Origin of the sequence: Rhodococcus indonesiensis, from assembly GCF_047782815.1 — a bacterium.
Taxonomy (GTDB): Bacteria; Actinomycetota; Actinomycetes; order Mycobacteriales; family Mycobacteriaceae; genus Rhodococcus; species Rhodococcus indonesiensis.
This window is the reverse complement of sequence record NZ_CP180630.1, coordinates 1,032,538-1,047,122: the sequence shown is the minus strand read 5'-3', so window position 1 is coordinate 1,047,122 and position 14,585 is coordinate 1,032,538. Positions and strand designations below refer to the sequence as shown.

Below are 14,585 nucleotides of genomic sequence, written 5' to 3'. Positions count from 1 at the left end.
CGCGAGCGCGTGCTCCGCGACGTGGGATCCGGCCCTCACTCGACCGCGGCGTCCACCAGGGCCTCGACCTCGCCGACCAGGGACCGCCGGGACAGATCGTGGCCGTCCAGGGTGTGCACCCGCGCCGCCAGCGCGACGCTCGAGACCAGCCAGACACCATCTGCCACAACGAGATCCGCAGGACGGACCGGCTCGTACCGCACCACGAAGTTGTGGTCGCCCGCGACGTCGAACAGCGCCTGCTGGGTGGTGCCGGGCAGGATTCCCTGCTCCGGCGGCGGGGTGATCAGCGTGCGCCCGCGCGCGACGAGCACCGACGAACGTGGCCCTTCCAACACGAAACCCTCGCTGCTGATGTAGATCACATCGTCGGCGCCCAGAGACTCGGCATGCCGCAGCGCCGCCATGTTCGTCGCGTAGGACAGGGTCTTGGCCCCGAGCAGCTGCCACGGCGCCTTCGACGCGAGATCCACCGAGTATCCGCGATCGAGCGTCACCACGGACACACCGTCCGCGCGAGCCTTGTACACCCGTTCGGCCACCGGGGTCAGCAACAGGAACGCGGTCGGCTCGCTGCCGCCCTCCCGGCCGCGGGTGTACACCAGGCGCAACGCCCCCTCCCGCTCCGCGCCCCACTGGTCGACCGCGACGTCGATCGCCAGCCGCCAGTCGTCGCGCTCGGGCGCCGGCAGCCCCGCCGCCGCGGCGGAGGACACGAGCCGGCTCAGGTGCTGCTCGACGGTCCGCGCCCGACCGCCGCGCACGAGGAGCGTCTCGAACACCCCGTCGCCCCGCAGCACCCCGATGTCGTCCGCGTGCAGCAGCGGCACATCCGCGTCCCGAACCTCGCCGTCCAGCGTCACCAGCACCCGCTCAGCCATGCGCACACCCTATCCATTCCGCCGGGCACAGACCCGCGCTCCTAGACTGGGTGTCGTGGCCGACACTCCCTTCGTGACCGACAGCCCACTTCTCGCTCGTCCCGGTGCCGTTCCCGCGCCGGCCGGCACCCCGGACACGGGACTGCCCTGGCACTACGGCGATCCGTTCGGCGAACAGCGCGCCGCCCTCACCGGCGTGGCCGTCGTCGACCGCTCGACCCGATTCGTCGTCGCGATTTCCGGCGAGGAACGCCTGAGCTGGCTCCACACCATCTCCAGCCAGCACGTCGCGCAGCTGCCCGACGGCGCCTCGGCAGAGAACCTCAGCCTCGATGCCCAGGGCCGCGTCGAGCACCACTTCGTACAGACCGACCTGAACGGCGTCACCTGGATCGACACCGAACCGCAGCGCGGGCCGGACCTGCTGACGTTCCTGACCAGAATGGTGTTCTGGTCCAAGGCCGAGCCGCGGGACGGCAACGAGATGGCCGTGCTGAGCCTGCTCGGTCCGCACGCCGGCGATGCCCCCGTCCTGGCCGCGCTGGGCATCGACGCCCTGCCCGCCGACGGCTACGCCGCGGTCGCCCTGCCCGGCGGCGGGCTCGTCCGGCGCATGCCCTGGCCCACGGACGACGCCTGGGACCTGCTCGTCCCCCGCGAGCGGCTCACCGACGTGTTCACGGCCCTGGTCGACGCCGGGGCCCGCCCGGCAGGGACCTGGGCGTTCGAGGCGCTGCGCGTCGTCGCGCTGCGCCCGCGGATCGGTCTCGACACCGACGAGCGCACCATCCCGCACGAGGCCCGCTGGATCGGCGGCCCGGCCGAGCACGGCGCCGTCCATCTCGACAAGGGCTGCTACCGGGGGCAGGAGACCGTCGCGCGGGTGCACAATCTCGGCAAGCCGCCCCGGCATCTCGTCCTGCTGCACCTCGACGGCTCCGCCGAGGGCCGGCCCGAACCCGGCGACCCGGTGACCGCCGACGGCCGCGCCGTCGGGCGGCTGGGCACCGTGGTCGACCACTTCGAGCTCGGCCCCGTCGCGCTGGCTCTGATCAAGCGGAACGTGCCCGTCGGCACGGCCCTCGTCGCCGGGCCCTGTGCCGCGGCGATCGATCCGGACTCGGTCCCCGACGACGCCACCGTGCAGGCCGGCCGGCTCGCCGTGGAACGGCTCCGGGGGCGGTGAGCCACCCGAACCCGCCGACCGGTCGGGTCGAGGCGGTCTGCGTGGTGCACACCGTCCGCGACAGCGGCACCCGCCGTGTCCCGCACACGGCCATCGACAAGCGTCCCGTGGCCGGACCCGTGCAGGTCCGGCCCCTCGGACTGACCGGCGACCGGCAGTGCGACACCGCCCATCACGGCGGTCGCCACAAGGCGGTCTACGCGTATGCCGAGGACGAGGCACGTCGCTGGGCCGACGAGCTCGGCCGTGAACTGCCCGCGGGGTGGTTCGGCGAGAACCTGCGTGTGAACAAGATCGCCACGTCGGATGCGGTGATCGGCGAGCGCTGGCGGATCGGCGCGGGCGGTCTGCTCCTCGAGGTCACCGGGCCGCGCACGCCGTGCGGGACGTTCGGGGTGTGGGCGCAGGAACCGGGCTGGGTGCGGCGGTTCGCCGCGCGCGGCGACACCGGGGCCTATCTGAAGGTGCTCGCCGAGGGCCCGGTGGAGGCGGGCGACGGGATCTTCGTCGTGCACGTACCCGAGCACGGAGTGACCGTGCGGGATCTGTTCACCGGCCGGGACCCGGCGCGGATCGCGGAGATGCTCGCGCAGCAGGACGACCTGTCCCCTAGTGTCGCCGACAAGGCTCGCAGACGAGTCGCCGGACGAGAGGTGCAGGTGGAGTATTGAGCGTCGAACTCGTGGAAGTGGTGCGATCGGGGTTCCGCGAATGCGTGCACCGCGGCTCGCTGGTCGTGCTCGACCCGGACGGTGAGGTGCGGCTCGCACTGGGCGAGATCCACACGCCGATCTATCCGCGGTCGTCGAACAAGCCGCTGCAGGCGGTGGCGCTGCTGCGGCAGGGTTTCGTGCCGCGCTCGACGGAGGAACTGGCGATCGCGACGGCCTCGCACGAGGGCGAGGCTGGGCACGTCCGGCTGGTGGAGGCACTGCTCGCCGCGCACGGATTCACCGAGGACGACCTGCAGTGCCCGCCGGACCTGCCCGGCAGCGAACCGGCCCGGGCGACGATCGTCGTCGCCGGTCACCCTCGGCGGACGGTGTACATGAACTGCTCCGGCAAGCACGCCGCGATGCTCGCAGCGTGCGCCGCGAACGGCTGGCCCGTCCGCGCCGGTTCGGACGAGCCGGGCTACCTCGACTCCGCCCATCCGCTGCAGCAGGCCGTGACCGAGACGATCCTCGAACTCGCGGGCGACGTCGAGGACACCGATCTCGGCATCGACGGGTGCGGCCTGCCGATCGTGCCGCTGCCCCTGTTCAATCTCGCCCGGGCCTATTCGCGGCTCGCGACTGCCGGGGCCGGGACGCCGGAACGGGCCGTGGCCGATGCGATCCGGAGTCATCCGCACCTCGTCTCGGGCACCGGCAAGGACGACGCCCGGCTGATGCCCGCGGTGCCGGGACTGCTGTGCAAGGCCGGGGCGGACGGCGTGCACGCGGGTGCCCTGCCGGACGGCACCGCGTTCGCACTGAAGATCGACGACGGCCACGAGCGGGCCCGTCTTCCCCTCACCGCCGCCCTGCTGCACCACCTCGGGGTGACGTGGTCCGAGGAGCACGCGGAGCTCGCGTCGCAGCCGGTGCTCGGCGGTGGCATCCGGGTCGGCACGGTCCGGGCTATCCCCGGAGTGCTCTGAACGCTCCCTCGTGACCGCATTTGCCCAGGTCGCCTGCGGGTGAGACCAATCGGACACCGCCGCCACCCGGTGTGTGGAGGCGGAACCGACTTTTCCACGCTAGAGTGGTGGCCAGGAAAATACTCAATTAACCGGGGCCGCCAAATTCCCCAGGCCGCCCCGTCAAGGCGCGAGGGGGTTAGCCATGGGCCGCGGCCGGGCTAAGGCAAAGCAGACCAAGGTTGCACGGGAGCTCAAGTACAGCTCACCGGCCACCGACTTCGAGAGCCTCCAGCGGGAATTGTCTGGCGGTACACCCAACTCGCACCGGGACGAGGTCTTCGCAGACCAACGTTCCGGACCGGACGGTCGTTCCCCCTGGGACGACGACTACGACGACGACTGGCGTCGCTGACCCGAGCCTCACGCACAGGAGGGGGGAGTCGGACCACCGACTCCCCCCTTCGCTGGCACCCTCCTCGCCGTCCGGATCTCGCACACCGCTGCGAAACCCGGCCGGCAGGTGAGGCGATCCGGAAAACTTCGTCACCACGACGCGCAGCGCCCGGGCCGTCCTGCACGGCCCGGGCGCTGCGCGTATCGGTGCGATGCGTGTCCGGTGTCGGATCCGTTTCCGGTATCGGCCGACCGCCGCCGGCTCAGAACCGCGGGTGGTCGCCCACCAGCACGGCCCGCACGTCGTCCTGGTCCTGAGACTTGCGCACGGTACCGAGCGTCCAGCAGTCGATGTGGCGCGCGGTGAGCACCGCGAGGGCCCGGTCGACGTCCTCGGGCGCGACGATCGCGACCATGCCGACGCCCATGTTGAAGGTCTTCTCCATCTCGGTCCGCTCGACGCGGCCGCGCTGGGCGATGAGCCCGAACACCGGTGCCGGGCTCCACGTGGTCCGGTCGAGTTCGGCGACGAGTCCCTTCGGCATCACCCGGGCCAGGTTGCCTGCGAGCCCTCCGCCGGTGACGTGGCAGAACGTGCGGACCTCGGTTTCGGCGGCGAGCGCGAGGCAGTCCTTCGCGTAGATCCGGGTCGGCTCGAGCAGTTCCTCGCCGAGGCTGCGGCTGAACTCGTCGACGTGCGCCGTCAGGCTCATCTTGCCGATGTCGAGAAGGACCTTGCGCGCCAGCGAGTATCCGTTCGAGTGCAGCCCCGACGAACCCATGGCGATCACCACGTCGCCCGGGCGCACCCGGTCGGGCCCGAGCAGCCGGTCGGCCTCGACGACGCCGACGCCCGTGGCGGACAGGTCGTAGTCCCCGTCGGCCATCACGCCGGGATGCTCGGCGGTCTCGCCGCCGAGCAGGGCGCAGCCGGCCTGGACGCAGCCCGCCGCGATGCCGCCGACGATCTCGGCCACCCGCTCGGGCACCACGCGACCGACCGCGATGTAGTCCTGCAGGAAGAGCGGCTCGGCGCCGCAGACGACCAGGTCGTCGACGACCATCGCCACGAGGTCGAGACCGACGGTGTCGTGCTTGTCGAGGGCCTGCGCCACCGCCAGTTTGGTGCCGACCCCGTCGGTGGACGCCGCGAGCAGCGGTTCCTTGTAGTCGCCCTTGAGCGCGAACAGCCCCGCGAATCCGCCGAGGCCGCCGAGCACCTCCGGGCGGGTCGCCTTCTTCGCGTGCGGCGCGAACAGTTCGACGGCTCGATCGCCGGCCTCGATGTCCACGCCCGCCGCTGCGTAGGAAGCTCCGGGGGTTGTGTCCTCGGTCATGGGTTGTCGGCTCCAGCCTCGAGTTGTGGTGAACAGGTGTATCGGCATCGCTGCCGGACGCGCGGACGCACGCCGAAGCCCGCCGATCGCGCACCTCAAGGTACCCGACCGGGCCGGACCGCCGACGCGCGACGACGCGAAACCGGGGCCGCCGTCCTTGCGACGGCGGACGGGTCTAGGGACGGCTCAGGGCGTCCGCGTTGTCGTTGTCGAGCACCGGCGTGGCCCCCGCAGCCCCGCCGAGCATCCCTTCGAGCACGTTCTTCCCGACGGCGTGCTCCTTCGGCAGCGCGATCGGGTAGTGCCCGTCGAAGCATGCGGCGCACAGGCGCGAGGCGGGCTGCTCGGTGGCGCCGATCATCCCGTCGATCGAGATGTAGCCGAGGGAGTCCGCGCCGACCGAGCGGCGCACCATCTCCACCATCTCGTCGAAGTCGTGCCCGGTCCGCTCGGAGACGTCGCGGGTGCCGCCGCCGTTGGCGATCAGCTCGGCCGGGGATGCGAAGTCGATGCCGTAGAAGCACGGCCACTTCACCGGCGGCGACGCGATCCGCACGTGGATCTCGAGCGCACCGGCCTCGCGGAGCATCCGGATCAGGGCCCGCTGGGTGTTGCCACGAACGATCGAGTCGTCGACCACGACGAGTCGCTTGCCGCGAATGACCTCGCGCAGCGGATTGAGCTTGAGCCGGATACCGAGCTGGCGGATGGTCTGGCTCGGCTGGATGAAGGTGCGGCCCACATAGGCGTTCTTCATCAGGCCCTGGCCGTAGGGGATCCCCGAGCCCTGGGCGTAGCCGACGGCGGCGGGAGTGCCCGACTCCGGCACCGGAATGACCAGGTCCGCGTCGACCGGGTGTTCCTTGGCCAGTCGCCGGCCGATCTCGACGCGGGTGGCATGCACCGAGCGGCCCGCGATCGTCGAGTCCGGACGAGCGAGGTAGACGTACTCGAACACGCAGCCCTTGGGCTCCGGGTTGGCGAAGCGGCTCGAGCGGACGCCGTCGGCGTCGATGGCGAGCAGCTCGCCGGGCTCGATGTCGCGCACGAAGGACGCGCCGACGATGTCGAGCGCGGCGGTCTCGCTGGCCACGACCCAGCCGCGGTCCAGGCGGCCCAGGCACAGCGGCCGAATTCCCCACGGGTCGCGCGCCGCGTAGAGCGTGTGCTCGTCCATGAAGGTCAGGCAGAAGGCACCGCGCAGGGTCGGCAGCAACTCGAGGGCCGCCTGCTCGACCGTGCTGTCGGCCGCGGCGTGCGCGAGCAGCGCGCCGACGATGTCGGAGTCGGTGGTGGCCGTGACCGCCCGCCGATCGTCGCCGAGGCCCAGCTCCCGGGCGCGCTGGGCGAGTTGGGCGGTGTTGACCAGATTGCCGTTGTGACCGAGGGCGACGCCGGTGCCGGCCGCGGTCGTGCGGAAGATCGGCTGGGCGTTCTCCCAGGTGGTCGACCCGGTGGTGGAGTAGCGACAGTGCCCGATCGCGATGTGGCCGGACATGGCGGCGAGGGTCTGCTCGTCGAAGACCTGGCTCACCAGCCCGAGATCCTTGAACACCAGGACCTGGGAGCCGTCGGCGACGGCGATACCGGCCGCCTCCTGTCCCCGGTGCTGCAGCGCATAGAGGCCGTAGTACGTGAGCTTGGACACATCCTCGCCCGGAGCCCAGACTCCGAAGACTCCGCACTCCTCACGAGGTTCGTTCTCGGGTTCCTCGGCTGCGAGGAGATTACGTGTGTGAACCGACAGATCGGCACTGGTCACCGGGGTGCTCCCTGGGGGCTGGACAAAAGAGAGGCAAGGCCATTCTACGGGTCGGCCGACGGTGCCCCGCTCCGACCGTCACCGGGGCCTCCTCCGTCGTGCGCAGCCGTTCCGTCTCACAACCGCAGCAGCGGCATCCAGTGCGCGATCTCCCCCGCACGGCTACCGGACGCGTCCAGCGATCCCGCGGCGGCGGCGTCGGCGAAATCGACGAGACCCGTGACCAGCCGCAGCCACGTCCGCGGGCCGGTTTCGACGACGTTGGGCGGGGTCCCCCGGGTGTGGCGGGGCCCCTCGATGCACTGCACCGCCACGAACGGCGGCACCCGCACCTCGACGCTGGATCCGGGCGCCGCCTGCTCCAGAGCGCGAGCGGTCAGGCGCACCGCCGTCGCGAGGTCGGCGCGGGCCGGTGCATCGACCGTCTCGTCCCGCAGCCACGGACCGACTCGCAGGACGGCGGCGCGGAGCTCGGCGGGGTCGACGGGTTTGCGCGGTGCCACGGCGAGCCAGCCTAGCTACGCCGGGCGGCGTCGTCCTCCTCGGACGGCAGCCCCGCCAGCCGCACCGCCACGGCCCCGCCGACGTTGAGCGCCAGGTGCAGCAGGGCGGGTGCGAGGACGCTGCCGCTGCGACGGCGCAGCCGGTCGAAGACCACCGCCGAGAGTCCGGTGACGAGCACGGTGCCGAGCACGTGGTGACCGGCGTCCCGCGCGGGCTGCACATGCCACAGCCCGAACGCCGCCGCGTGCAGACCCGACGCCGCCGTGCCCGGACCGAGCAGCGCCGCGAGAACGCTGCGGAACAGCAGCTCCTCGGCGGCGACGGTGCCGAACGGAATGTGCAGCCCCACCCATTCGTAGAAGTCCTCGCGTTCGGCGCGGGCTTCGTCGACGAGCCGGACCCGCAGCGACGGGACGGCGAGCATGACTCCGTAGGCGGCCAGCGGGACGGCGGCGGCGGCCAGACCCCACCGCGCGCCGGACACGAGATGCCGCGGATCCAGTCCCAGCATCCCCCGCTCGACGCCCGCGGCCCGGGCCGCGAACACCGCGGCCGTGCCGACGGTCGCCGACAGCACGGCGCGCCCGCGCGGCCCGAGCCGGGTGGCCGGAAGCACCGCGCCCCAGCCCACGACCGCCGCGGCGACCGCCGGGCCGAGCCACGGCCGGCGGTGAATCCGTCCCGGCCGGCTCACTTCTCCGGTCCCTGCAGATCGTCGATGACGGTCAGCGCGAACCGCACCCGCTCGGTGTCGGCTTCGGTCCAGCCGGCGGGCGCAGTGACCGCGATCCAGCCGTCGAGCACCGTGGTGCCGTAGTTGTGACCGTGCCCGTCGGGCACCCCGGCGGCGTTGGTCAGGTCCGCCGAGACCTGCCAGAAGGTCACGAACGGGAACCAGCGCATCTGCGGAAGCCGGTCGGGGCCGGGCGGTTCGGACAGCCAGTCCGGCCGGCTGAAGATCAGGTCCGGGGACCACCACACCACCGGATCGGACGCGTGCTGCAGGTACAGGATCCGGGGGAACAGCCACGGGGTGTCGGGTTCCCCGATCGACTCGCGGTCGTCGGCGAAGCGCACCACCAGGCCGTCCGCGTACACCGGTTCGACCTCGGTCGTGCCCGGATCGCGGCGGTCGACGAGCTGGCGCCACAAGCGGTTCGAGTTGGGCGGGCCGACCCACAGGACGCCGTCGACGGTGTCACGGATCGCGGCGACCGTGTCGAAAGCGCCCTCCCCCGACTGAGTTCCGAGGCTCTCCCCGTACACGTACAGCTTCGGCCGATGCTCGGCGGACTGGGCGAGCCACCGGTTGTAGACCCGGTCGATCAGCATGTCGCCCGCGGCGGCGGCCTTCTCACGATCGGCGAGGAAGGAGATCCAGCTCGGCATGTACGAGTACTGCCACGCGACGAGGGCGACGTCGCCGTTGTGGACGAGTTCCATCATCATCGCCGCAGTCGGATTGACCCACCCCGTTCCGGTGGTCGGGATGATCACGAGCACCTCGCGGTCGAACGCGTCGGTGCGTTCGAGCTCGTCGATCACGACGTCGGCACGCGCCTCGGGGGTGTCGGCGGTCTCGAATCCGGAGTAGACCCGGATCGGTTCCCGGGCCGGGGCACCGTTGATCGCGGTCAGCTCGGCGGCGTCGAGACCTCGGCCGACGAAGTCGCGCCCCTGGTAGCCGAGCGTGTCCCACGCCGCGAACGACTCGGGGCTCCCGGACTTCTCAGGCACGAGCGGCTGCGTGACTCCCGGCCGGGTCTCGTCGTTCTGGATGCCGAACACCCAGTTGAGCCCCGCGTAGGCGCCTCGGGCCAGCACGCCGTCGATGAGCATGAACACCACCAGCACCACCAGCAGCGCCCCGAGCGAGCGCGCCGCCCCGGGCGGCATGCGCAGGCGCCGCACCAGCTGCCACGCGACGATCCCCGCGAGTTCACGCAGTCCGCGCCAGGTGGCGATCAGGGTGAGCGCGACGGCGGCGGCGAGCAGCAGGGTCCGCAGATACCCGCTGGTCGTGGTGCCCTCGGCGTTCATCAGCGCGGCCAGCTGACGTTGCTGCCGCGACGCGAACACGAGCGCCACCAGCGACGCGAGCACGGCGGCGACCGGCACCGCCACCTTGATCGCCCGCAGCACGGGCAACGGCGGCGGCCACCACGGCCGCCTCGCCAGCAGCCGGCCGCCGACCCAGCCGACGGCACATCCCACCCCGTAGCCGATGGCGACGTTGATGCCGCCGATGAGGCCCTGGAACAACCAGTCCCGAGGCAGCAGCGACGGAGTCAGCGACCAGCAGAAGAACAGGCCCGCGAAGGCTATGCCGGTGAAATCCAGGCTCAGCGCCCCCCACACCTGGGCGGTGTGGGGGTGACGGTCACCGAATTCGGTGACCGCGTCGATGATCCGGCCCTGCCGGGCCTCTATCGACGCCAGCCGATCGACCTGGGAACCGACCATCGCTCACCCGAACAGTGCCGGAAGTGTGCCCTCGTAGACCTCGCGCAGTTCGGCCGTCGGGACCGAGAACAGACCCTGCACCTCGACGGAGTCGGAGCCCTCGTCGACGACCCCGATCCGTACCCACGGCATGTTGCGCGCCGTGCACATGCCGGTGAAGCGGGTCTCCTCGGTGCGCGGCACCGCCACCAGCACCCGGCCTGCGGACTCGGAGAACAGGGTCACGAACGGATCCGCGTCCTCCGGCAGCAGGATCCGACAGCCGGTCTCGCCGGCCAGCGCGGCCTCGACGACCGCCTGCGCGAGACCACCCTCGGACAGGTCGTGGGCGGCGGAGACCAGGCCGTCGCGCGAGGCAGCAGTGAGGATCTCGGCGAGCAGCCGCTCCCGCTCGAGGTCGACCTTCGGCGGCACGCCACCGAGGTGATCGTGCTCGACCTGCGCCCAGATCGAACCGTCGAACTCGTCGCGGGTCTCCCCCAGCAGGATGAGCGTCTCGCCCGGCTCGAGGCCGAGACCGGTGGGGATGCGCCGGTGCACGTCGTCGATCACGCCGAGCACGGCGACGACCGGGGTCGGCAGGATCGGGGTGGCCCCGGTCTGGTTGTAGAAGCTGACGTTGCCGCCGGTGACGGGAATGCCGAGCTGGGCGCACCCGTCCGCGAGACCGCGCACGGCCTGCTGGAACTGCCACATCACACCCGGATCCTCGGGCGAACCGAAGTTCAGGCAGTTGGACACGGCCTTCGGGGTGGCACCGGTGACGGCGACGTTGCGGTAGGCCTCGGCGAGGGCGAGCTGCGCCCCGGCGTACGGGTCGAGCTGGGTGTATCGGCCCGAGGCGTCGGTGGCCAGCGCGATCCCGCGGCCGGTCTGCTCGTCGACGCGGATCACGCCCGCGTCCGCGTGCTCGGCGAGCACCGTGTTGCCCCGCACGTAGCGGTCGTACTGCTCGGTGATCCACTTGCGGCTGCACAGCTGCGGCGAGCCGATCATCTTCAGCAGGGTCGACTTCAGCTCGTCGGGCGTCTGCGGCCGCTTCAGCCCCGCGGTGGTGTCCGCGACGAGCGCGTCCTGCGAGTCCGGGCGCTGCACCGGGCGGTGGTACACCGGGCCCTCGTGCGCGACGGTGCGCGGCGGCACGTCGACGACGGTCTCACCGTGCCAGGTGATCTCGAGCCGGTCCCCGTCGGTGACCTCGCCGATGACGGTGGCCAGCACGTCCCACTTCTTGCACACAGCCATGAACTCGTCGACGTTCTCGGGCGCGACGACGGCGCACATGCGCTCCTGGGACTCGCTCGAGAGCACCTCGGCGGGGGTCATGCCGGTCGCGCGCATCGGGACCCGCTCGAGCGCGACGTGCATGCCGCCGTCGCCGGCGGCGGCCAGCTCGGAGGTCGCGCAGGCGAGGCCGGCGCCGCCGAGGTCCTGGATGCCGACGACGAGCTTCTCGCGGTAGAGGTCGAGGCAGCACTCGATGAGCACCTTCTCGGTGAACGGATCCCCCACCTGCACCGCCGGCAGCTTCTTCCGGGACTTCGAGGGGCCAGCTTCGCCTTCGGCTTCGTGTCCGGAACCGGATTCGTCACCCTCGAAGGTCTCCGACGCCAGGACGGACACGCCGCCGATGCCGTCGAGGCCCGTGCGCGCGCCGAACAGGATGATCTTGTTGCCCGTGCCGGACGCGAACGCCAGGTGCAGGTCCTCCTTGCGCATCGCTCCGGCACACAGCGCATTGACGAGCGGGTTGCCGGCATAGGAGGCGTCGAAGACGGTTTCGCCGCCGACGTTGGGCAGGCCGAGGGAGTTGCCGTAACCACCGATACCGCGGACCACGCCGTCGACGACGCGCCGGGTGTCGGGCGCGTCCGCGGCGCCGAAGCGCAGCTGGTCCATGACCGCGATCGGACGCGCGCCCATCGCCATGATGTCGCGGACGATGCCGCCGACACCCGTCGCGGCGCCCTGGTACGGCTCGACGTAGGACGGATGGTTGTGGGACTCGACCTTGAAGGTGACCGCCCAGCCGTCGCCGATGTCGACGACGCCGGCGTTCTCACCGATGCCCGCGAGCATCGAGGCCCGCATCTCGTCGGTGGTGGTCTCCCCGAAGTACCGCAGGTGCACCTTGGAGGACTTGTAGGAGCAGTGCTCGGACCACATCACCGAGTACATGGCCAGCTCGGCATCCGTGGGACGACGGCCCAGGATCTCCCGGATGCGGGCGTATTCGTCGTCCTTCAGTCCCAGCTCGCGGAAGGGCTGGGCGACTTCGGGGGTTTCGGCGGCGTGGGTGACGGTATCCACCTGCGGTGACACTGGGCGTCGGGTCCCTTCACTCTGGGATCGAAACGGCAGGCCGGGCGCGCGCTGCCGCGGCCAGTCTATCCGGGCGCACGCCCGGCGCCGTCCACCGGTGCGGACCGCTGCGGCGGCCGCACCGCCGTCAAGGCGTCGAGGTCCACGCTCACCCGGTGCCCCGCGGCCTGGAGCGTCACCTTCCCCGTGTACTCCCCGTCGTAGCGGTACCACCCGTCGTCGAGCACGAACACCCCGAGCGTCGCGGGCTCGACGAGGTCGATCATCCAGTACACGGGGATACGGGCCTCGGCGTACTCGGAGAACTTGGTGACCCGATCGGTGCGGACGGTGCCCTCGGCCATGACCTCCACCACCAGCCGGACGTCGGCCGCCGTCGCACGGTCCGGATCGTCGTCCACCAGCGTCCGGTCGACGACGATGCCGTCCGGGCAGCGCACCGTCAGCGGGGTCTCGGTGAGCAGCACCTCCACGTCTCCGAGTACAGCGAGTTCCTTCGGCAGCTGATCGGCGAGCTGGGCGACCAGTCCGAACGCGACGTGCTGGTGCAGGTACCCGGGCCGCGGCGACGCCGACAGGACCCCCTCGCAGACCTCGACGTGGAACTGTTCGTACTCGGGCAGTTCCGCCCATTCGGCGAGGGTCAGCAGATGGTCGGGGAACGACGGGCCGGTCACAGGATCACCACCGTTCGCGCTCGGGCGTGTTGTCCCCTCAGTCTGGCACCGGATGCCGCACCGTGCCGGTCAGTTGGGCGGAGTGAGGAACGCCTCGAGCGCGCGGGCGTATGCGGTGACGTCCTTCGTTCCCATCAGTTCGCGCGCCGAGTGCATTGCGAGCTGCGGGGCCCCGACGTCGACGGTCGTCAGTCCGGTCCGGGAGGCGGTGATGGGGCCGATCGTCGAACCGCACGGCAGGTCGGCGCGATGCACATAGCTCTGCAACGGCACTCCGGCCTGCTCGCAGGCGAGCGCGAAGGCAGCGGCACCGGCGGCGTCGGTGGCGTAGCGCAGGTTCTGGTTGACCTTGAGCACGGGGCCGCCGTTCACCGCGATGCGGTGGGCAGGCTCGTGGCGGTCGGGGTAGTTCGGGTGGGTGGCATGAGCCATGTCGCCGGAGGCCACCACCGAGCCGGCCATCGTCCGGAGGTAGTCCTCGCGGCCGCCGCCGCGGGCCAGCACGACCCGTTCGAGCACGGTGTTCAGCAGGTCGGAGAACGCCCCACGGTCGGACATGCTGCCGACCTCCTCGTGGTCGAACAGCGCGAGCAACGGCACCGGACCACCGTTCTCGGCGACGTGCCCGACGGCCGCGACCAGCGCCGCGGTCCCGGCGTAGCACGTGCCCTGGTTGTCCAGGCGCGGCGCGCTGAGCAGGTCCGCATCCGCCCCGATCAGTGTGGACGGGGCGAGATCGTGGGTCATCAGCTCCCAGCCCAGGATCGCGTCGGCCTCGACCTCGACGGCCTCCGCGAGGAAGGCGAGGAAGGACCGCGGCGCGGTGCCCACTCCCCACACGGCGTTGACGTGGCGCTGCGGATCCAGTTGCACGCCCTTGCGGTCCTCCGACAGGTGGATGGCGAGTTGCGGGACCCGCAGGATCGGCCGGTCGACGCGCACGAGGACGTCCTCGGCCCCGCTGCCGGTCCGCACGGTGAGCCGGCCGGAGATGCCGAGATCGCGGTCCAGCCACGAGTTCAGCCAGGCTCCCCCGTACGGTTCGAGGCCGACCAGCTGCCAGCCCGCCGAGGCGAGATCCGGGTGCTGCTTGACCCGCAGGTTGGGGCTGTCGGTGTGGCCGCCGACGATCCGGAACGGGCGGGCGGGGTCGCCGTCGGCGCCTTCGGTGCTCCACGCGATCAGCGAACCGCCCCGCAGCAGGTAGTAGCGGCCAGGCTCGTTCGGCCACACCTCGGTCTCGGTGAGCTGTGTGAAGCCGGCGTCGGTGAGAGCGGCGGCGACGGTGGCGCACACGTGGAACGGCGACGGCGACAGATCCACGAAGTTGCACAGGCCCTGGGCGTCGGCGGGGGTGGTCGTAGGCATGGGTGCATCCTCGCACCGCCCGCACCGCTATACACCGCTAAAAGCACCAAAAGAACTAAAAGGAGCTA

Annotated in this window: 13 protein-coding genes; 4 read left to right on the top strand and 9 right to left on the bottom strand. The window is 71.5% G+C overall.

What is annotated here, in order from left to right:
- Window positions 1-35 precede the first annotated feature (35 nt).
- Window positions 36-881 (bottom strand): aminodeoxychorismate lyase, encoded by an 846-nt coding sequence (locus tag ACM26Y_RS04895; protein ID WP_416062802.1) that lies wholly within the window; start codon window positions 879-881, stop codon window positions 36-38.
- 55 nt (window positions 882-936) lie between these two features.
- Here ACM26Y_RS04895 and ACM26Y_RS04890 point away from each other — a divergent pair, with 55 nt between their 5' ends.
- From ACM26Y_RS04890 to ACM26Y_RS04875, 4 genes are all read left to right on the top strand, one after another.
- Entirely contained in the window at window positions 937-2,067 is a 1,131-nt protein-coding gene (locus ACM26Y_RS04890; protein ID WP_416062801.1) for a YgfZ/GcvT domain-containing protein, read from the top strand.
- Window positions 2,064-2,738 carry an MOSC domain-containing protein gene (locus tag ACM26Y_RS04885; RefSeq protein WP_416062800.1) on the top strand — a complete coding sequence of 225 codons (675 nt, stop codon included), beginning with the start codon at window positions 2,064-2,066 and terminating at the stop codon, window positions 2,736-2,738. Before ACM26Y_RS04890 ends, ACM26Y_RS04885 begins: the two co-directional genes overlap by 4 nt.
- Entirely contained in the window at window positions 2,735-3,709 is a 975-nt protein-coding gene (locus ACM26Y_RS04880; RefSeq protein WP_003936527.1) for an asparaginase, read from the top strand. Before ACM26Y_RS04885 ends, ACM26Y_RS04880 begins: the two co-directional genes overlap by 4 nt.
- Window positions 3,710-3,893: 184 nt before the next feature.
- Window positions 3,894-4,103 carry a DUF3073 domain-containing protein gene (locus tag ACM26Y_RS04875; RefSeq protein WP_003936528.1) on the top strand — a complete coding sequence of 70 codons (210 nt, stop codon included), beginning with the start codon at window positions 3,894-3,896 and terminating at the stop codon, window positions 4,101-4,103.
- 244 nt (window positions 4,104-4,347) lie between these two features.
- Here the strand turns inward: ACM26Y_RS04875 and purM are convergent, their stop codons facing one another.
- The 8 genes from purM to ACM26Y_RS04835 form a co-directional block, all read right to left on the bottom strand.
- Window positions 4,348-5,421 (bottom strand): phosphoribosylformylglycinamidine cyclo-ligase, encoded by a 1,074-nt coding sequence (gene purM / locus ACM26Y_RS04870; RefSeq protein ID WP_026137732.1) that lies wholly within the window; start codon window positions 5,419-5,421, stop codon window positions 4,348-4,350.
- Window positions 5,422-5,596: 175 nt separating this feature from the next.
- On the bottom strand, window positions 5,597-7,183 hold the full coding sequence (purF, locus tag ACM26Y_RS04865; protein ID WP_416062799.1) for an amidophosphoribosyltransferase: 1,587 nt from the start codon (window positions 7,181-7,183) through the stop codon (window positions 5,597-5,599).
- A 116-nt stretch (window positions 7,184-7,299) separates the two neighbouring features.
- Window positions 7,300-7,686, bottom strand: coding sequence for a sterol carrier family protein (locus ACM26Y_RS04860; protein WP_371382937.1), 387 nt, complete (start codon window positions 7,684-7,686; stop codon window positions 7,300-7,302).
- An 11-nt stretch (window positions 7,687-7,697) separates the two neighbouring features.
- Window positions 7,698-8,381, bottom strand: coding sequence for a CPBP family intramembrane glutamic endopeptidase (locus ACM26Y_RS04855; RefSeq protein ID WP_289378174.1), 684 nt, complete (start codon window positions 8,379-8,381; stop codon window positions 7,698-7,700).
- Window positions 8,378-10,150 carry an alpha/beta hydrolase gene (locus ACM26Y_RS04850; protein ID WP_416062798.1) on the bottom strand — a complete coding sequence of 591 codons (1,773 nt, stop codon included), beginning with the start codon at window positions 10,148-10,150 and terminating at the stop codon, window positions 8,378-8,380. The genes ACM26Y_RS04855 and ACM26Y_RS04850 overlap by 4 nt, the downstream gene beginning before the upstream one ends.
- A 3-nt stretch (window positions 10,151-10,153) precedes the next feature.
- Complete coding sequence (gene purL, locus ACM26Y_RS04845; RefSeq protein WP_416062797.1) at window positions 10,154-12,472, bottom strand: phosphoribosylformylglycinamidine synthase subunit PurL; 2,319 nt, start codon at window positions 12,470-12,472, stop codon at window positions 10,154-10,156.
- 65 nt (window positions 12,473-12,537) lie between these two features.
- Complete coding sequence (locus ACM26Y_RS04840) at window positions 12,538-13,149, bottom strand: Uma2 family endonuclease (RefSeq protein ID WP_416062796.1); 612 nt, start codon at window positions 13,147-13,149, stop codon at window positions 12,538-12,540.
- Between the two features lie 69 nt (window positions 13,150-13,218).
- Window positions 13,219-14,517, bottom strand: a complete 1,299-nt coding sequence (locus ACM26Y_RS04835; protein WP_416062795.1) for a M18 family aminopeptidase — start codon at window positions 14,515-14,517, stop codon at window positions 13,219-13,221.
- Window positions 14,518-14,585: the final 68 nt, after the last annotated feature.

Coding starts and splice junctions, on each gene's coding strand:
- ACM26Y_RS04895 (WP_416062802.1), bottom strand. CDS start 881: ATGGCTGAGCGGGTGCTGGTGACGCTGGACGGCGAGGTTCGGGACGCG.
- ACM26Y_RS04875 (WP_003936528.1), top strand. CDS start 3,894: ATGGGCCGCGGCCGGGCTAAGGCAAAGCAGACCAAGGTTGCACGGGAG.
- purM (WP_026137732.1), bottom strand. CDS start 5,421: ATGACCGAGGACACAACCCCCGGAGCTTCCTACGCAGCGGCGGGCGTG.
- ACM26Y_RS04850 (WP_416062798.1), bottom strand. CDS start 10,150: ATGGTCGGTTCCCAGGTCGATCGGCTGGCGTCGATAGAGGCCCGGCAG.
- ACM26Y_RS04835 (WP_416062795.1), bottom strand. CDS start 14,517: ATGCCTACGACCACCCCCGCCGACGCCCAGGGCCTGTGCAACTTCGTG.